The sequence below is a fragment of the Pseudomonas multiresinivorans genome (genome assembly GCF_012971725.1).
GTDB classification, from domain to species: domain Bacteria; phylum Pseudomonadota; class Gammaproteobacteria; order Pseudomonadales; family Pseudomonadaceae; genus Pseudomonas; species Pseudomonas multiresinivorans.
In genome coordinates this window covers 2,232,605-2,250,300 of the sequence record NZ_CP048833.1, presented here as the reverse complement: position 1 = coordinate 2,250,300, position 17,696 = coordinate 2,232,605, and the positions used below count along the sequence as shown (strand labels likewise).

Sequence of the window (17,696 nt, the reverse complement as noted above, 5' to 3'; positions counted from 1 at the left end):
GCCAGCCCCATGAAAAAGGCCGCTGATCAGCGGCCTTTTTCCTTTCCCGGCGTCACATCATCGGGCTGACCTGCGGCCCCACCGCCGGCTGGCGCGGCCAGGCGTCCAGAACGGCCTTCACCAGGGTCGCCAGCGGGATGGCGAAGAACACTCCCCAGAAGCCCCACAGCCCGCCGAACAACAGCACCGCACAGATGATCGCCACCGGATGCAGGTTCACAGCCTCCGAGAACAGCAACGGCACCAGCACGTTGCCATCCAGTGCCTGGATGATTGCGTGGGCGGCCATCAGGTAGATGAACTGGTCACTCCAGCCCCACTGGAACAGCGCGATCATCGCGACCGGCACGCTGACTACCACCGCGCCGATATAAGGCACGACCACCGACAGGCCGACCAGCAGAGCCAGCAGCGCCGCGTAGTTCAGGCCCAGCACGGCGAAGGCGATGTAGGTCGCCACGCCGGTGATGAAGATTTCGATGACCTTGCCGCGGATGTAGTTCGCAATCTGCTGGTTCATCTCGTTCCACACCTGCTTCATCAGGCCGCGTTCGCGGGGCAGGTAGCGGCGGAACCAGTGGTAGAAGCGCCGGCGATCCTTGAGGAAGAAGAACACCAGGATCGGCACGAGCACCAGGTAGATCATGATGTTGACCACCACCGGCAGGCCCGACAGGGAGAAGGTCAGCGCCCACTGGCCAAGCTGCCCCAGCTCGTTGCGCGCCGCCTCGACGGTGCGCAGCACCTGTTCCTCGGTCACCATGTCCGGGTAGCGCTCGGGCAGCATCAGCAGCGTCGCCTGCCACTCGCCGAGCATGCCGGGCAGCTCGTTGAACAGGGTGAAGAGCTGCTTCCACAGCAGCGGCACCAGCACCAGCAGGAACACCGCGAGCAAGCCGAGGAACAGCGAATACACCAGCCACACCGCGAACAGGTGGGGCACGCGCAGGCGCTCCAGCACACCGACCATGCCCTGGATCAGGAAGGCGATGACCATCGCCGCCAGCACCGGAGCGAGCATCCCGCCAAAGGCCAGGATGACGGTGAACCCGAGCCCGAGAATGACCGCCAGCACTATCGCCTCCTCGTCGGAGAAATAGCGCTGCATCCAGTCCTGCAAAACCTTGAGCATGTAAGGACCTACAAAACGACAAAGGGTAACGTCCCGGTTACCCGGAAACTTCAGGGCTACTTCTTGCGAAGCCAGTAGCGATAGACGCCGGCTTCGACCTCTTCATGCAGCAGCGAGTGCCCGGCAAGATCGGCGAAAACGCGGAAGTCGCGCTGGGAGCCAGCGTCGGTGGCCATCACCTTGAGCACCGCCCCGCTGGGCAGCTTGTTCAGCTCGAGCTTGGCCTTGAGCAGCGGCAACGGACAATTGAGACCGCTGGCGTCCAGCTCCGCGTCACAGGCGGGGACGGACGGCGTGGAATCGGACATCGAAACGAACTCCGGTCAGGGCGCCCAAGAATACCGAAAGCCTTGGAAAAGTAACCAGGCCCAGGCAGGACGGTGTTCATTAATCAAGCTGTCAGCATCAGGGCCTAAAAGGAAGACGAAGCGACAATACCCATTTCGAATTGCGCCGCACTTCCGCCCTGCAAACTAGGCATAGGCGTTAGCGTGCGGCTAAAGTAGAGACTTTCTCGGAACGAGCCTCGTGTACATGAAAGTACTCCGCCCTGCCCTGCTGTCGCTCGCTGTCGCCCTCGCCACGCCGGCCCTGGCGGACGACTTGCCGTCTCTGGGCGATGCCAGCTCGTCCATCGTCTCCCCGGAGCAGGAATTCCAGCTCGGCCGCGCCTGGCTGAGCATGCTGCGCAACCAGGTCGACACGCTCAACGACCCGCAACTCAAGGATTATGTCGAGTCCAGCGTTTACCGGCTGGCGGAGTCCAGTGAATTGCAGGACCACCGCCTGGCCTTCATCCTGATCCGCGACAAGCAGATCAACGCCTTTGCCGCCCCTGGCGGCGTGGTCGGCGTCAATGGCGGCCTGTTCATCTATGCCCAGACCGAAGGCGAATACATCGCCGTACTGGCGCACGAACTCGGCCACCTGAGCCAACGCCACTTCGCCCGTGGCATCGAGGCGCAACAGCGCATGCAGGTACCGGTGATGGCTGCCATGCTCGCCGGCATCATTGCCGCCGCAGCGGGTGCCGGTGACGCCGGTATCGCCGCCATCGCCGGCACCCAGGCCGCAGCGATCCAGAACCAGCTGCGCTTCTCCCGGCAGAACGAGCAGGAGGCCGACCGCGTCGGCGTCGCCACCATGGTCCGCGCCGGCTACGACCCGCGCTCCATGCCCAACATGTTCGAGCGCCTCGCCCGGCAGTACCGCTACGAGGGCAAGCCGCCGGAATTCCTGCTGACTCACCCGGTGACCGAATCGCGTATCGCCGACACCCGCAACCGCGCCGAGCAATACCCCAAAGGCGGCAAGGAAGACTCGCTGCGCTACGAGCTGATGCGCGCCCGCGTCCAGCAGATGTTCGAGGACACTCCGGGCATGGCCAGCAAACAGTTCCGCGCACAGCTCGACGAAGACCCGAAGAACGATGCTGCCCGCTATGGCCTGGCGCTGTCGCAGACCAAGATCGGCCAGCTCAACGACGCCCGCAGCAATCTCCAGCAACTGCTGGCCAAGGCTCCCAACGACATCAGCTACAACCTGGCGATGTCCGACCTGGACATCACCGCCAACAAGTTGCCCGATGCTCAGGCGCGCGTGCAGAAGATGCTCGGCCAGTACCCGGACAGCTATCCGCTGATCCAGGCCAATGCCGATCTGATGATGAAGACCAACCGTGCCGCCGACGCCGAGAAGACGCTGTTCAAGCTGTCCCAGCGCCGCCCACTGGACCCGGACGTGTGGAACCGCCTGGCCGATGCCTGCACCCTGAGCGGCAACGCCATCGGCGTATACCAGGCCCGCGCGGAGTACTACGCGCTCACCGGCGACTACAAGCAGGCGATCGAGCAACTGGACTTTGCCAAGCGTCGCGCCGGCGGCAACTTCACCCTGGCCGCGCGCCTGGATGCCCGCCAGCAGGAGTTCCGCGATCAGGAGCGCATCCTCAAGGAAATGATGGGGCGCTGAGTAATCACGCAGCCCTTACCTGCAGGAGCGAGCTTGCTCGCGAACTCATCACGGGAATCATTGGCATCAAGCGGTTCGCGAGCAAGCTCGCTCCTACAAATGCCTCAAAGAAAAAGCCCGGCATCTGCCGGGCTTTTTCATGGTGCCGAGCGCGTCAGGCGTTACCCGCCAGCTTCAGCTTCGCCGCCTGGGTGAAGTCGAGCATGCGCTTGAGCGGCTTGATCGCCTTGGGAATCAGCGCCGGGTCGACGAAGATTTCGCCCGAACCTTCCTTCAGGCACGCCAGGGTACGCTCCAGGGTGTTCATGGCCATCCACGGGCAGTGCGCGCAGCTGCGGCAAGCCGCGCCGTTGCCGGCGGTGGGCGCCTCGATGAATTCCTTGTCCGGGCACAGCTGCTGCATCTTGTAGAAGATGCCACGGTCGGTGGCGACGATGAAGCGCTTGTTCGGCATCGTCTGCGCGGCCTTGATCAACTGGCTGGTGGAGCCCACGGCGTCGGCCAGATCAACCACCGCCTCCGGCGACTCCGGGTGCACCAGGATCGCAGCGTCCGGGTAGACCGCCTTGAGGTCTTCCAGTTGCTTGGCCTTGAACTCCTCGTGAACGATGCAGGCACCGTCCCAGAGCAGCATGTCGGCGCCGGTCTCGCGCTGGATGTACCGGCCCAGGTGCTGGTCCGGCGCCCAGAGAATCGGCTCGCCGTTGTCCATCAGGTGCTCGACGATCTCCACGGCGCAGCTGGAGGTCACCACCCAGTCCGCACGCGCTTTCACGGCCGCCGAGGTGTTCGCGTAGACGACCACGGTGCGCTCCGGATGTTTGTCGCAGAACGCCGAGAACTCTTCCACCGGGCAACCCAGGTCGAGCGAGCAGGTCGCCTCCAGCGTGGGCATCAGCACGCGCTTTTCCGGGTTGAGAATCTTCGCGGTCTCGCCCATGAAGCGGACACCAGCCACCACCACGGTCTGCGCCGAGTGCTGATTGCCGAAGCGGGCCATTTCCAGCGAATCGGAAACGCAGCCGCCGGTCTCTTCAGCCAGCGCCTGGATCACCGGATCGCAGTAATAGTGCGCGACGAGCACAGCGTTCTGCGCCTTCAGCTCTGCGGCGATGGCCGCGCGGTAGTCAGCCTCTTCCTGCGCACTCAGCACCCGCGGCTGTTTCGCCGCCAGATGGGCCTGGACCAGAAGGCGTTCGGAAATCTGGGACATCGTGTGGAAACCTCAACAGGCACGGTCTGATTATGCCGGCGATTTTATCACCACCATCCCTCGTCGCGGCGGGCCGAGGAGTGCCGCGCGGCGGACTTTTTCCGGCACATGGCAAAAGCCCCGTGATCTTTCGATCACGGGGCTTTCACAGGATTTGATGGTGGGTCGTGTAGGATTCGAACCTACGACCAATTGGTTAAAAGCCAACTGCTCTACCGACTGAGCTAACGACCCGACGTGGTGCGTATAATACTGATTTCTAACGTAAAAACAACACCCCGAGAAAACTTTTTTCAGAAATATCGCGTAGGGTCGGAAATTCCAGCGGCGGAAAAGCCCTCGGAGCGCAGTCGGCAGCTGTCACATTTGCGGCAAGCACGCCCCTCATCATCAGCCTGATAGCAGGAAACGGTGAGACCGTAATCGACGCCCCGAGCGACGCCTGCCTCGATGATCTGCGCCTTGGAAAGGAACTGCAGCGGCGCCTGGATACGGAAGCCGTCGCCCTCCACTCCTGCCTTGGTCGCCAGGTTCGCCATACGCTCGAAGGCCTCGACGAACTCCGGGCGGCAATCCGGGTAGCCGGAATAATCCACGGCGTTCACGCCGATGAAAATGTCCCGTGCGCCCAGCACTTCCGCCCAGCCCAGTGCCAAAGAAAGGAACACGGTATTGCGCGCCGGCACATAGGTCACCGGAATGCCTTCACTGGGGGCTTGGGGAACATCGATGCTGCTGTCGGTCAGCGCGGAGCCGCCGATACCATTCAGGTCGAGGCCGATCACCTTGTGCTCGACCACACCCAATTGGTGGGCGACGCGCTCGGCTGCCTGCAACTCGGCGCGGTGACGCTGGCCGTAGTCGAAGCTCATGGTGTAGCAGGCGTAGCCCTCGGCCTTGGCCATGGCGACGACCGTCGCGGAATCCAGGCCACCGGAGAGCAGGATCACGGCTTTCTTGTCGTTCGTAGCGTTCTTGTCGGACATCAACAGGGTCTCCTCCGCGCTCAGTGGCCCGGCTCATCGTTCCAGAGAATCTTGTGCAATTGCAGCTGCAGGCGGACCGGCAGGTTGTCGCTGACGATCCAGTCGGCCAGCGCGCGCGCGTCCACCTGGCGGTGGCTGGGCGAGAACAGCACCTCGCCGGCGCGCTCCTCCAGGCGATACTCGATCAGCTTGGACACCGCCCAGTCATAGTCCTCGCGGGAACAGATGACGAACTTGACCTGATCGTTGAGCGTCAACTCGCCGATGTTCTCGTAGCGATTGCGCGCCACCTCACCGGAGCCGGGGGTCTTCAGGTCGAGGATGCGGCTGACGCGGCGGTCGGTGGCCGAGATGTCCAGCGCGCCGCTGGTTTCCAGCGACACTTCGTAGCCGGCATGGCACAGGCGTTCGAGCAGCGGGATACAGTTGGGCTGCGCCAGCGGCTCGCCGCCAGTCACACAGACGTAGCGCGGGCGATACTGGGCGACCTGGTCGAGGATGGCGTCGAGGCTCTGGATTTCGCCGCCACTGAAGGCATAGGCGGTATCGCAGTAGTTGCAGCGCAGGGGGCAGCCGGTCAGGCGTACGAACACGGTCGGCAAGCCGGCGGTGCGCGTTTCCCCCTGCAGCGAGTAGAAAATCTCGGTAATGCGCAGGGTCTGTTGCATATCAGCCACGGGCGTGACGGCTATACAGGCCATCCGCCTCCGTTGCGTTGGAGTCGTGAGCGCACTGGAGAGGCGCCCGGCAATCCCGGTACACAGCAGACATCAGCGCGGCTGAAACCACTGGCTTTTTCCGGGGGCGGGAATTCTAACGAAAAAACCCGCGACAGGCGCGGGTTTTCAGACTGCGAGATAGGAAGCTTACTTGAGGTTCTTCAGATCACGCTGGGACAGCTGGGCAGCGGAAGTACCCGGATACTGCGCGACCACCTGCTGCAGGATGCCGCGAGCCTTGTCGTTGTTGCCCAGGCGGCGCTCCACGTCGGCGAGCTTGTACAGCGAGTCCGGCACCTTGGCGCTGCTCGGGTAGGCCTGGCTGACGCGGGCGAAAGCCTGGCCGGCGCCCTGCAGGTCGCCTTTCGCGAGGTTCACTTCACCCAGCCAATATTGCGCGTTACCCGCGTACTGGCTGTTCGGGTATTTGCGCAGGAAAGCGCCGAAGGCCTGGCTGGCCTTGTCGAAGTCCTTGGCCTTGATCAGGTCGAAGGAGGCATCGTAGTAGAGCTTCTCTTTTGCCGGGTCACCCGGCTCGCTGCTGGCGGCGGGCTGCTGTTGCTGGGCGGCGGCAACGCCTGCTCCGGCGGCAGCTCCGGCACTGGCGCCGGCAGCGGGGGAATTCTGTTGAACAGCAGCACCGGCCGCTCCTGCACCTGCACCGCTGGAAAGGCGGCTGTCGATGTCCTGGAAGCGCTCCTGGTTTTCCTGCTTCATTTGCTGGATCTGGTTCTGCTGCTCTTCGAGCATGCCGCGCAGACGGGACATTTCGTCCTGCATCTGCTGCAGCTGCATGAACAGCTGAGCCTGACCGGAGACGGGAGTTGTCATCCCGCCTCCGGCATAGGCGCCATCAGCGCCTGCGGTGCCATAACCCGAGGGCGGCGTGCTGGCATAGCCACCATTACCGTCCTGTACCGGAACCGCGGCTGCCGCCATGAGGGGCAGTCCGCATGCGATCAAGGTCAGAAAACGCAGGCGCATCGGCATCACGTCTTACTTCTTCAGCTCAACGCGACGGTTCTGGGCCCAGGACTGCTCGTCGTGGCCAGTGGCAACCGGACGCTCTTTGCCGTAGGAAACCAGTTCCAGCTGAGCCGGGGAAACGCCCTGCAGTACCAGGTAGCGCTGAACGGCCTTGGCGCGACGCTCGCCCAGAGCCATGTTGTACTCGCGGGTGCCGCGCTCGTCAGTGTGACCTTCCAGGACTACGCGCTGGCCGGAACCTTTCAGGTCCTTGGCGTGTACGTCCAGGGCACGCATGGCTTCCGGCTTCAGGTCGGAGCTGTCGTACTCGAAGTAGAAGGTGGTGATAGCGCGCAGAGCAGCTTCGTCGCTCAGGGAGCCGTCAACGGCACCGCTGTTGGCGCCGTAGCCAGCGTTCGGGTCAACGCCGCCATTGGCGCCTTCACCAGTTGCATCGCCTTTCTTGGACGAGCAACCAACGGCTACGGCCATGGCGAGGGCGATAACGGCAAATTTGCCGAATTTCAGCATTTCCATCATGTAACTCCTAATGAACCCCAGTGTATAAGTTTGAAACAGTTGGCAACCGTCAGTTCAGGTAAGGGGACCAGGAAGGCTCGCGCACGTCGCCTTGAGCGGTGGGTAGCGGTAACCGAACACGTCCGTTGATGCTCACGAGCATCAACACGCCCCGGTCCTGCTGGCGGGTGGCGTATATTAGCATCGTGCCATTTGGCGCAACAGTGGGCGAATCGTCCAGATTGGTGTTGGAAAGTACCCGGAGATTACCGCGCTGAAGGTCCTGCGCTGCGATCTGGAAGTTGGTGAAACCGTCCTGGCGGTGAACCATCACCAGGGTCTTCTCATCCGCCGAGAGTTTCGGGTTGGCGTTGTAGTTGCCGATGAAGGTCACGCGGTCGGTAGCGCCCGAGTTCACGTTCATCTTGTAGATCTGCGGTTTGCCGCCACGGTCCGAGGTGAAGTACAGGGTCGAGCCGTCCGCGCCCCAGAAGGGTTCGGTGTCGATCGCCGAGTTGTTGGTCAGGCGACGCAGCTGGCGGCTGCCCAGATCCATCACGTAGATCTCCGGGTTGCCGTCGCGCGACAGCACGAAGGCCAGGCGGTTGCCGTCCGGCGAGAAGGCCGGGGCGCCGTTGAGGCCTTCGAAATTGGAGATCTGCTCGCGGCGGCCAGTGTCGACGTACTGCATGAAGATGCGCGGACGCTTCTGCTCGAAGGACACGTAGGCGATACGGCGACCGTCGGGCGAGAAGCGCGGCGAAAGGATCGGCTCGCGCGATTGCAGCAGGGTCACCGGGCGAGCGCCGTCATAGTCGGAGCGCTGCAGGGTGTAGCGGGTGTTGTCCACCGAGAAGCGCTCGGCAGTCACGTAGAGCAGCCGGGTGGAGAACGCACCCTTGACGCCGGTGAGCTTCTCGAACGACTGGTCGGCGATGTAGTGCGACATGTCGCGCAACTGGTCGGTAGTGCCGCCCACGCTGCCGGTCAGGACCTGCTGTTGGGTCGCCACGTTGAGCAGGGCGTACTGGATCTGCAGACGGCCACCGTTGGGCACGATGCTGCCGACCAGCACGTACTGCGCGCCGAGGGCCTGCCAGTCACGGTAGATCACTTCGCTGGCCTGGGCCGGCTGGCTGATCATGTTCTGGCGCGGGATCGGCTCGAAGTAACCGGAATTGCGCAGGTCGTTGCCGATGATGTTCGACATGTCTTCGGGCAGGACATTGCCGCCCTGCCAGCCGAACGGAACCACGGCGATCGGAACGGCCGAGTCACGACCGCTGGAGATCACCAGCGGGTCGGCGGCCTGCGCTGCGCCTGCCACCAGGGCCAGGGCGAAGAGCGCGAAGCGAATCAGGGTACTCACAGATCTAAATCCTCCGGTTTGAAGACCATTCGGCGCTGACGATACAGGCTATCGAAAGTGGCGCGATCCAGGTTTTGCAGTTCGGGAATACGGCCCACATTTCGGACCGCAGCCACCGCAGAATCATCGAACGGCTTGTCACCACTGGAGCGAGTCACGCTCACATTGGTGATAGCCCCGCTCGGCAGCATCTGAATCAGCACTTCTACGCTCATTCCGTTACGAGCTGAAGGAGGGCGGCTCCATTGCTGGCTCACCAGGCTGACGATCAGATCGTCAAAGTTGCCCGCCACCTCATTACCCTGCTCGTCAGCCAGAGCCTGTTGCCGTTGCGTGTCGTTAGACAGCAGATCGGCCAGGGCCTGGGCCTTCTTGTCTTCCGTCGCCTTACGGGCTGCGGCAGCGGCTGACGCAGCAGCCTTCTTCTTCGCAGCCTCGACCGCGGCAGCCTTCTTCTTGGCTTCATCCGCGGCGGCTTTTTTCTTCGCGTCCTCGGCGGCCTTCTTCTTGGCCTCCTCGGCAGCTTTCTTCTTCGCCTCGTCAGCGGCCTCTTTCTTGGCCTCTTCCTCGGCTTTCTTCTTGGCTATATCCGCCTGCTGTTTCTGCTCGGCAGCCTTGGCTTCAGCCGCTTTCTTCGCGGCGGCGGCAGCATCGGCAACCTTCTTGGCGTCGTCGGCCTTCTTGGCATCGGCGGCCTTCTGAGCTGCATCTGCAGCCTTTTGAGCCGTGTCGGCCTTCTTTTGTTCCTCGGCTTTCGCAGCAGCCAATGCCTGCTGCTCAGCCTTCTTCTGCTCGAGCTGCTCCTGCTCGTATTGCTTGGCCGAGGTTTTCTTCGCCTCGCCGGCAATCTTCTGGTTGGTCTGCTGGGTCGCCTGGCTCTTGGACTTCAGCTGGTACAGCGTAGCCTGGACGATCGGCCGCGAAGGCGGCAGTTCAGGCGTACTGGCCCAGCTGACGAACAACATGGCAAAAATCAGCACATGCAGGGCCACGGCCAGGACCGTCGGCCAGAAGTAGCCTTCCGATTGAGAGCGCTCGAGCTGGTGCATCAACTACCTGGTGCCTCGGTAATCAGACCGACGTTGCCGACTCCGGCTTTCTGCAGACCGCCCATGACGGCCATAACCGAGCCATAGTCGACTGCCTTGTCGCCACGGACGAAGACCTGGACTTTCTTACCCTGGCGGCTGTTCTCGGCCATGATGCCGGAGGCAGCATTGACCAGCTGATCGAGGTCCACGGCAGTCTGGCTACCCTTGCCTTGATCCGGGTCCACTTCCGAGCCCATGTTCCAGTAGTAGGTCTTGTCGGCCTTGATGGAGATGGTGAGCACGCGGGAATCGTTATCCTGCGGCAGCGCTTCGCTGGAAACCTTGGGCAGGTCGACCTTGACGCCCTGGTTGAGCATGGGCGCGGTCACCATGAAAATGACCAGCAGTACCAACATCACGTCGATGTAGGGCACCACGTTCATTTCCGCGACCGGCTTGCGCTTGTGACGAACTCTTGCCATGACGGCTTACCTCTTGGTCGTCTTCAATCGTCGCTGGTGTGCACTTTGCGGTGCAGGATGGCCTGGAACTCGTCGGCGAAGGTGTAGTAGCGGCCAATGAGCATTTCCGAGCGAGCGGCGAAACGGTTGTAGGCGATGACCGCGGGGATAGCCGCGAACAGGCCGATGGCGGTGGCGATCAGCGCTTCGGCGATACCCGGCGCCACGGTGGCGAGGGTGGCCTGCTGAACGGTGGCCAGACCGCGGAAGGAGTTCATGATGCCCCATACGGTGCCGAACAGACCGATGTACGGGCTGGTGGAGCCGACGGTGGCGAGGAACGGCAGGCTGGTTTCCAGCTTCTCTTCCTCACGGGAAATGGCGACGCGCATGGCGCGGGAAACGCCTTCCATCACCGCATCCGGGTCGACGCCGGCCTGCTGGCGCAGACGGGAGAACTCCTTGAAACCGGCACGGAAGATCTGCTCGACCCCCGAATCCGGATCGGGGTTGCTGCCCGCCTGACGATAGAGCTTGGACAGGTCGATGCCCGACCAGAAGCGCTCTTCGAAGGTTTCCAGGGCCTTCTTCGCCGAGCGCATCATGTTGCTGCGCTGGAAAATCATGATCCAGGAAGTGACCGATGCGGCCACCAGGGTCAGCATCACCAGCTGTACCACGACGCTGGCGTTACTGATCAAGCTCCACATGGAAGTATGGTCGACGACGTTCGGTTCCACGTTAATCTCCTGCTGAAAGGGTGTCCGGACTGCCGGCAAATGCCGCACGCAACACATCTGGGATAGCGCGGGGTTTCAGGTTGTCCGCCCGCACGCACGCCACCAGGAATCGCCCCTCGCAGAGCAAGGTCGAATCCGCAGCCCGCCGAACCTGTTGACGAAACTTCAGGCTCGCGCGGTTCAATTCCTCCACTTCGACGCTGACGAGCAGCTCGTCGTCCAGGCGTGCCGGTGCGTGATAACGCGCCTCGGCCGAATGAACGACGAAAAGCAGGTTCTCCCCCGCCAACTGCGACTGGGCGAAGCCCAGATCACGCAGCCGCTCGGTACGAGCCCGCTCCATGAACTTGAGGTAATTGACGTAGTAGACGATGCCGCCGGCATCGGTGTCCTCGTAATAGACCCGATACCGCTGCTGGAACGGCTGCCCCCCGTGTTGCGCGCGCATACTCTAGAACCAAGTAAAGACTTTGCCAATCGGCAATCGTCTACAAATGCAATTAATTACCATCTTCAGGGGCGAACAGATCCGGTGTCGCCCCCTCCCCCATCCGCTTCGGCACATTCAGGCCGAAATGCAGGTACGCATGCCGGGTCACTACACGGCCGCGCGGTGTGCGCATGATATAGCCTTGCTGGATCAGATAGGGCTCCAGCACATCTTCAATCGTGTGTCTTTCTTCGCTGATGGCCGCCGCCAGGTTGTCGACGCCCACCGGACCACCGTCGAACTTGTCGATCATGGTCAGCAACAGGCGGCGATCCTGGTGATCAAAGCCGCGTTCATCCACGTCCAGCAGGTTCAGCGCCTTGTCGGCGATGTCGCGACTGATATGGCCAGTACCGCGCACTTCGGCGAAGTCGCGCACCCGGCGCAGCAATCGGTTGGCGATCCGCGGCGTGCCGCGCGCCCGACGGGCAATTTCGTAGGCCCCGGCAATTTCGATCTCCAGCCCCAGGATGCCCGCAGAGCGAGCAACGATGGTGGTCAGATCATCCACGCCGTAAAACTCGAGACGCTGCACGATACCGAAGCGGTCACGCAGCGGATTGGTCAACATGCCGGCGCGGGTCGTCGCCCCCACCAGCGTGAAGGGCGGCAGGTCGAGCTTGATCGAGCGCGCGGCCGGGCCTTCGCCGATCATGATGTCCAGCTGGAAGTCTTCCATGGCCGGGTACAGCACTTCCTCGACGATCGGCGACAGGCGATGGATCTCGTCGACGAACAGCACATCGTTCGGTTCGAGATTGGTCAGAATCGCCGCCAGATCGCCAGGGCGCTCCAGCACAGGGCCAGAGGTGCTCTTGATCGACACCCCCATCTCCTGGGCGATGATGTTCGCCAAGGTGGTCTTGCCCAGGCCGGGCGGGCCGAAGATCAGCGTGTGATCGAGGGCCTCCTGACGCCCGCGGGCCGCCTGGATGAACAGCTCCATCTGCTCGCGCACCACAGGCTGACCGACGTAATCCGCCAGCTTGAGCGGGCGGATGGCGCGGTCGAACTGCTCTTCGCGGTCGCGACTGGAGGCTGAGGAAATCAGGCGATCGGCTTCGATCATCAATATCTACCTAGACCATGCCCTTGAGGGAACGGCGGATGAGTTCTTCGCTGGACAAGCCTTCCTCCTGCACGGCGGCCACGGCGCGGCTCGCCTCCTGGGGTTTGAAACCCAGGGCGATCAGCGCGCTGACCGCATCGGACTCGGCGCTTGAGACTGCGGCAACCAGCCTGGGTTCCACCACCAGCGGTGCAATGGACGGAATATTCTCCCACGCCTTGAAGCGATCCTTCAGCTCCACCAGCAGGCGCTCGGCAGTTTTCTTGCCGACGCCCGGAATCTTCACCAGGGTCGAAGTATCCTGCGCCTGCACGCAACGCACCAGCTCATCGACCTCCAGCCCCGACATCAGCGCCAGTGCCAGCTTCGGCCCCACGCCGTTGAGGCGGATCAGCTCGCGGAACAACTCGCGCTCGCGCTTCTCGGCGAAGCCGTAGAGCAGGTGGGCATCCTCGCGCACCACCAGGTGGGTGTGCAGGGTCACCGGCTCGCCCAGGCTCGGCAGGCGGTACAGGGTGGTCATCGGCACTTCCAGCTCGTAGCCCACGCCGTTCACGTCGACGATCAGGTGCGGCGGCTGCTTCTCCGCCAGGGTGCCACGCAGGCGTCCAATCACGGGTGTTTGTCCTTGCTCAATGTTTTTCCGGATATCACAGGCGCAGACGTCCGCCGCGACGGCGGGCGCCCATCAGGCCATGCGGCACCAGACTTTGCCGCGTGTGCGCGTGGCACAGGGCGATGGCCAGGGCGTCGGAGGCGTCGATCTGTGGCTTCTGTACCAGCTTGAGCAGGTGCATCACCATCATCTGCACCTGCTGCTTGTCCGCGCCGCCAGTGCCGGCGATGGCCTGCTTGACCTGGCTGGCGGTGTACTCGGCGATCTGCAATCCCTCTTCCGCCGCCGCGACGATGGCCGCGCCGCGCGCCTGCCCCAGCTTCAGCGCCGAGTCGGCATTTCGCGCCATGAACACTTGCTCGATGCCCATCATGGTCGGCTGGTAGGTCTGGATGACCTCGCGCACACCACGAAAGACGATCTGCAGGCGCTCGAACAACTCGCCGTTACCGGTACGGATGCAGCCCGAGGCCACGTACTCGCAGCCGCGGCCGGTGTCGCGCACCACGCCGAAACCGGTAATCCGTGAACCTGGGTCGATGCCGAGAATCAGGGTCATGTCTGTTCGATCACACCTAGTCTGCAACGCGCATTTCAGATAACAAAAACCGGAAGCGGGAGGCGCCGCTGACGACCACTCCCGCTTCCGGCTTCAGCACATCGCCGGTGGTGGGATCAGCCCAGCTGGGCCATCACCTCGTCCGGGATGTCCGCATTCGAATAGACGTTCTGCACGTCGTCCAGGTCTTCCAGCATGTCGATCAGCTTGAGGACTTTCTGCGCGGTGTCCAGGTCCAGGGTCGCCACGGTCGACGGGATCATGGTGATCTCCGCGTCCTCGCCCTTGAAGCCCGCTTCGATCAGTGCTTCGTTGACCGAGATGAAATCGGCGAAGGTGGTGAAGACGTCGATGGAACCGTCGTCGTTGACCACTACATCGTCGGCGCCGGCTTCCAGCGCGGCATCCATCAGGGCCTCTTCGTTCACGCCCGGCGCATAGCTGATCTGCCCCTTGCGCTCGAACATGTAGGCCACCGAACCATCGGTACCCAGGTTGCCGCCGCACTTGCTGAAGGCATGGCGCACTTCGGCTGCGGTGCGGTTGCGGTTGTCGGTCATGGCCTCGACGATGATCGCCACGCCGCTGGGCGCGTAACCTTCGTAGGTCAGCTCAGCCATGTTGTCCGCTTCGCTGGAACCCACGCCGCGCTGGATGGCACGGTCGATGGTGTCGCGGGTCATGTTGGCAGTCAGCGCCTTGTCCACGGCCAGGCGCAGGCGCGGATTGTCCGCCGGCACCCCGCCGCCCTGCTTGGCAGCAACGGTCAGCTCACGAATGAGCTTGGTGAAGATCTTGCCCTTCTTGGCGTCCTGACGTTCCTTGCGGTGCTTGATGTTGGCCCATTTGGAATGACCAGCCATAACTCACTCCGTATCGCTTGTTTGCTTCGCACGCGGCGCCCGGTTTGCGGGCGCCGCTGCAATCCGAATCGACTTACTCGGCGGCCTTCTGCTGCTCGCGCAGGCGGATGTTCAGCTCACGCAGAGCCTTGGCATCCACAGTGCCCGGAGCCTGGGTCATGACGTCGCCGGCGCTCTGGGTTTTCGGGAAGGCGATAACTTCGCGGATCGAGGCCGCGCCGGTCATCAGCATCACCAGGCGGTCCAGGCCGAAGGCCAGGCCACCGTGCGGCGGTGCGCCGTACTTCAGGGCGTCCAGCAGGAAGCCGAACTTCTCTTCCTGCTCCGCATCGTCGATGCCCAGCACGCGGAAGACCGCCTGCTGCATGGCCTTGTCGTGGATACGGATGGAACCACCGCCCAGCTCGGTGCCGTTGAGCACCATGTCGTAGGCACGGGACAGCTTGCCGGCCGGGTTGGCCTCCAGCTCTTCCGGAGTGCACTTGGGCGCGGTGAACGGGTGGTGCAGCGAGGTCAGGCTGCCGTCGTCGTTCTCTTCGAACATCGGGAAGTCCACGACCCACATCGGCGCCCACTCCTTGGTGAGCAGGTTGAGGTCATGGCCGACCTTGATGCGCAGCGCGCCCAGGGCGTCGCAGACGATCTTGGCCTTGTCGGCGCCGAAGAACACGATGTCGCCATCGACCGCACCGACGCGATCGAGGATCTCGTTCAGGTTCGGCTCGGCGATGTTCTTCACGATCGGCGACTGCAGGCCTTCCACGCCCTTGGCGCGTTCGTTGACCTTGATATAGGCCAGGCCCTTGGCGCCGTAGATGCCGACGAACTTGGTGTAGTCGTCGATCTGCTTGCGCGGCATGCTCGCACCGCCGGGAACGCGCAGGGCGGCAACGCGGCCCTTCGGATCGTTGGCCGGGCCGGAGAAGACCTTGAACTCGACGTCCTTCAGTTGATCGGCGACGTCGACCAGTTCCAGCGGGATACGCAGGTCAGGCTTGTCCGAACCGTAGCGGCGCATGGCCTCTTCGAACGGCATGTGCGGGAATTCATCGAACTCGACGTTCAGCACTTCCTTGAACAGCTGGCGCACCATCTTCTCGGTGATCTCGATGATGTCGCTTTCTTCCAGGAAGCTGGTCTCGATGTCGATCTGGGTGAATTCCGGCTGGCGGTCGGCACGCAGGTCTTCGTCGCGGAAGCACTTGGCGATCTGGTAGTAACGGTCGAAGCCGGCCACCATCAGCAGTTGCTTGAACAGCTGGGGCGACTGCGGCAGGGCGAAGAAGTGACCCGGATAGGTGCGGCTCGGCACCAGGTAGTCACGCGCGCCTTCCGGCGTCGGGCGACCGAGGATCGGGGTTTCCACGTCCAGGAAGCCGTTCTCATCCAGGTAGCGGCGGATGCTGCTGGTGATGCGCGCGCGCAGCTTCAGCTTGGCGGCCATTTCCGGGCGACGCAGGTCGATGAAGCGGTAGCGCAGGCGGGTTTCCTCGCCCACGTCGGAGTATTCGTCCAGCGGGAACGGCGGGGTCTCAGCCTGGTTCAGTACTTCCAGTTCGTGACCCAGCACTTCGATGGCGCCCGAAGCCATGTTCGAGTTGCGCGCACCTTCGGGGCGCAGGCGCACCTTGCCGGTGATCTTCACCACGTACTCGCTGCGCACGCGGTCGGCCTTGGCGAAGGTCTCGACGCGATCCGGGTCGAACACCACCTGGGCCAGACCTTCACGATCACGCACGTCGAGGAAGATCACCCCGCCGTGGTCGCGGCGACGGTGTACCCAACCGCAAAGAGTGACTACCTGGCCGTCCAGGCTCTCGTTCAACTGGCCGCAATAGTGGCTGCGCATCATGGTGTGTTTCGCTTCTCGAAAGTCTTGAATTCTAGGGAACCGCTCATTCGCTGGCGGAGCAGGCGCCGGCACCGCAACCGGTGGCCGGACAGGCCGCTGGGGCATCGCCGGAGGCCAGGTTCTTCTTCGCTCCGGTCTTGAAGTCGGTCTCGTACCAACCGCTGCCGCCCAGGCGGAAGCCCGGAGCCGACAACATCTTCTTCAATTCGGGAGCCTTGCAGGCCGGACAATCGACCAACGGCGCATCGCTGATCTTCTGCAGCGATTCCAGCTGATGCGCGCAGGACTGGCACTGGTACTCGTAAATCGGCATGGAACACCTTGGCTGTGTAACGCCACGGGTCCGCGTCCCGCGGCAAAGAGGCCGATTATAGCCTGAAAAATCCGCAGGTTGCAGCCGGGCTCCGGTGGCGGAAAAGCCTGCCGGGCGCACAGCCTTTTAATAGAAAACCTCAATCGATTGCCTTGATATAGACCAAGAGCTTCGCACCTGTCCCGGTGATAGCCTCGAATCCAGCGTTTTAAATCATTCATGCACGATGAGGAGATCGCCATGGACATCGATATCGGAATCGCCAAAGAAGATCGCGCCGCCATCGCCGACGGCCTGTCCCGCCTGCTGGCCGACACCTACACGCTGTACCTGAAGACCCACAACTTCCACTGGAACGTCACCGGGCCGATGTTCAACACCCTGCACCTGATGTTCGAAGGGCAGTACAACGAACTGGCGCTGGCCGTGGACAGCATCGCCGAACGTATCCGCGCCCTGGGCTTCCCGGCGCCCGGCACCTACGCCGCCTACGCCCGCCTCTCCTCGATCAAGGAAGAAGAAGGCGTACCGGACGCCCAGGAAATGATCCGCCTGCTGGTTCAGGGCCAGGAAGCCGTGGTGCGCACCGCCCGCAGCATCTTCCCGCTGGCCGACAAGGTGGCGGATGAGCCCACCGCCGACCTGTTGACCCAGCGCATGCAGGTACACGAAAAGACTGCCTGGATGCTGCGCAGCCTGCTCGCCGAATAACCCCTTCCTTCTATAAGCAGCCGGCCGGAAAACCGGCTGCCTCCCCCTACGAATGGCCTAAGCGGTTGATTTGAGAAGGCAACTGGATTGCGGTTAAATACCCGCCGTGCGTTTCT

General features: G+C 62.8%; 20 protein-coding genes and 1 tRNA gene. 2 read left to right on the top strand and 19 right to left on the bottom strand.

Translation table 11 applies throughout. The features are described 5' to 3' along the window. Positions 1-52: 52 nt before the first annotated feature. The gene (locus tag G4G71_RS10360) at positions 53-1,132 is read right to left on the bottom strand and encodes an AI-2E family transporter (RefSeq protein ID WP_169937341.1); all 1,080 of its coding nucleotides are present in this window, start codon (positions 1,130-1,132) and stop codon (positions 53-55) included. Between the two features lie 56 nt (positions 1,133-1,188). Continuing rightward, the gene (locus G4G71_RS10355; protein WP_169937339.1) at positions 1,189-1,440 is read right to left on the bottom strand and encodes a sulfurtransferase TusA family protein; all 252 of its coding nucleotides are present in this window, start codon (positions 1,438-1,440) and stop codon (positions 1,189-1,191) included. Between the two features lie 226 nt (positions 1,441-1,666). Between G4G71_RS10355 and G4G71_RS10350 the strand changes: the two genes are divergently transcribed. Then, on the top strand, positions 1,667-3,103 hold the full coding sequence (locus G4G71_RS10350; protein ID WP_169937337.1) for a M48 family metalloprotease: 1,437 nt from the start codon (positions 1,667-1,669) through the stop codon (positions 3,101-3,103). Between the two features lie 154 nt (positions 3,104-3,257). Here the strand turns inward: G4G71_RS10350 and nadA are convergent, their stop codons facing one another. The 17 genes from nadA to G4G71_RS10265 form a co-directional block, all read right to left on the bottom strand. Next, a complete protein-coding gene (nadA, locus tag G4G71_RS10345; RefSeq protein ID WP_169937335.1) occupies positions 3,258-4,316 on the bottom strand; it encodes a quinolinate synthase NadA in 1,059 nt (352 codons plus the stop codon). Between the two features lie 158 nt (positions 4,317-4,474). After that, positions 4,475-4,550, bottom strand: a tRNA-Lys gene (locus G4G71_RS10340). Between the two features lie 59 nt (positions 4,551-4,609). Next, positions 4,610-5,302, bottom strand: a complete 693-nt coding sequence (gene queC / locus G4G71_RS10335; RefSeq protein WP_169937333.1) for a 7-cyano-7-deazaguanine synthase QueC — start codon at positions 5,300-5,302, stop codon at positions 4,610-4,612. Positions 5,303-5,322: 20 nt separating this feature from the next. Beyond that, positions 5,323-5,970, bottom strand: coding sequence for a 7-carboxy-7-deazaguanine synthase QueE (queE, locus tag G4G71_RS10330; protein WP_169937331.1), 648 nt, complete (start codon positions 5,968-5,970; stop codon positions 5,323-5,325). Positions 5,971-6,168: 198 nt separating this feature from the next. Then, positions 6,169-7,011 (bottom strand): tol-pal system protein YbgF, encoded by an 843-nt coding sequence (gene ybgF / locus G4G71_RS10325; protein WP_169942601.1) that lies wholly within the window; start codon positions 7,009-7,011, stop codon positions 6,169-6,171. Between the two features lie 6 nt (positions 7,012-7,017). Continuing rightward, positions 7,018-7,524: a peptidoglycan-associated lipoprotein Pal gene (gene pal, locus G4G71_RS10320; RefSeq protein ID WP_017522099.1), complete on the bottom strand. Its 507-nt coding sequence runs from the start codon at positions 7,522-7,524 to the stop codon at positions 7,018-7,020. A gap of 52 nt (positions 7,525-7,576) precedes the next feature. Beyond that, entirely contained in the window at positions 7,577-8,875 is a 1,299-nt protein-coding gene (gene tolB / locus G4G71_RS10315; protein ID WP_038803297.1) for a Tol-Pal system beta propeller repeat protein TolB, read from the bottom strand. Next, entirely contained in the window at positions 8,872-9,927 is a 1,056-nt protein-coding gene (gene tolA / locus G4G71_RS10310) for a cell envelope integrity protein TolA (protein WP_169937329.1), read from the bottom strand. Before tolA ends, tolB begins: the two co-directional genes overlap by 4 nt. Continuing rightward, positions 9,924-10,388, bottom strand: coding sequence for a protein TolR (gene tolR / locus G4G71_RS10305; protein WP_138526547.1), 465 nt, complete (start codon positions 10,386-10,388; stop codon positions 9,924-9,926). The genes tolA and tolR overlap by 4 nt, the downstream gene beginning before the upstream one ends. Before the next feature lie 23 nt (positions 10,389-10,411). Beyond that, the gene (tolQ, locus tag G4G71_RS10300) at positions 10,412-11,107 is read right to left on the bottom strand and encodes a protein TolQ (protein WP_045210353.1); all 696 of its coding nucleotides are present in this window, start codon (positions 11,105-11,107) and stop codon (positions 10,412-10,414) included. Position 11,108: 1 nt separating this feature from the next. Beyond that, on the bottom strand, positions 11,109-11,555 hold the full coding sequence (ybgC, locus tag G4G71_RS10295) for a tol-pal system-associated acyl-CoA thioesterase (protein WP_169937327.1): 447 nt from the start codon (positions 11,553-11,555) through the stop codon (positions 11,109-11,111). A 52-nt stretch (positions 11,556-11,607) separates the two neighbouring features. Continuing rightward, a complete protein-coding gene (ruvB, locus tag G4G71_RS10290) occupies positions 11,608-12,666 on the bottom strand; it encodes a Holliday junction branch migration DNA helicase RuvB (protein WP_054911003.1) in 1,059 nt (352 codons plus the stop codon). Between the two features lie 10 nt (positions 12,667-12,676). Then, positions 12,677-13,282 carry a Holliday junction branch migration protein RuvA gene (gene ruvA / locus G4G71_RS10285; protein WP_017522106.1) on the bottom strand — a complete coding sequence of 202 codons (606 nt, stop codon included), beginning with the start codon at positions 13,280-13,282 and terminating at the stop codon, positions 12,677-12,679. Between the two features lie 34 nt (positions 13,283-13,316). After that, on the bottom strand, positions 13,317-13,841 hold the full coding sequence (gene ruvC / locus G4G71_RS10280; protein ID WP_024763365.1) for a crossover junction endodeoxyribonuclease RuvC: 525 nt from the start codon (positions 13,839-13,841) through the stop codon (positions 13,317-13,319). 116 nt (positions 13,842-13,957) lie between these two features. Continuing rightward, positions 13,958-14,704 carry a YebC/PmpR family DNA-binding transcriptional regulator gene (locus G4G71_RS10275; RefSeq protein WP_169937325.1) on the bottom strand — a complete coding sequence of 249 codons (747 nt, stop codon included), beginning with the start codon at positions 14,702-14,704 and terminating at the stop codon, positions 13,958-13,960. 73 nt (positions 14,705-14,777) lie between these two features. Further along, on the bottom strand, positions 14,778-16,556 hold the full coding sequence (aspS, locus tag G4G71_RS10270) for an aspartate--tRNA ligase (RefSeq protein WP_024763363.1): 1,779 nt from the start codon (positions 16,554-16,556) through the stop codon (positions 14,778-14,780). A 43-nt stretch (positions 16,557-16,599) separates the two neighbouring features. Further along, on the bottom strand, positions 16,600-16,869 hold the full coding sequence (locus G4G71_RS10265; RefSeq protein ID WP_017522110.1) for an FmdB family zinc ribbon protein: 270 nt from the start codon (positions 16,867-16,869) through the stop codon (positions 16,600-16,602). A 240-nt stretch (positions 16,870-17,109) separates the two neighbouring features. Between G4G71_RS10265 and G4G71_RS10260 the strand changes: the two genes are divergently transcribed. Then, positions 17,110-17,580 carry a Dps family protein gene (locus tag G4G71_RS10260; RefSeq protein WP_024763362.1) on the top strand — a complete coding sequence of 157 codons (471 nt, stop codon included), beginning with the start codon at positions 17,110-17,112 and terminating at the stop codon, positions 17,578-17,580. Positions 17,581-17,696: the final 116 nt, after the last annotated feature.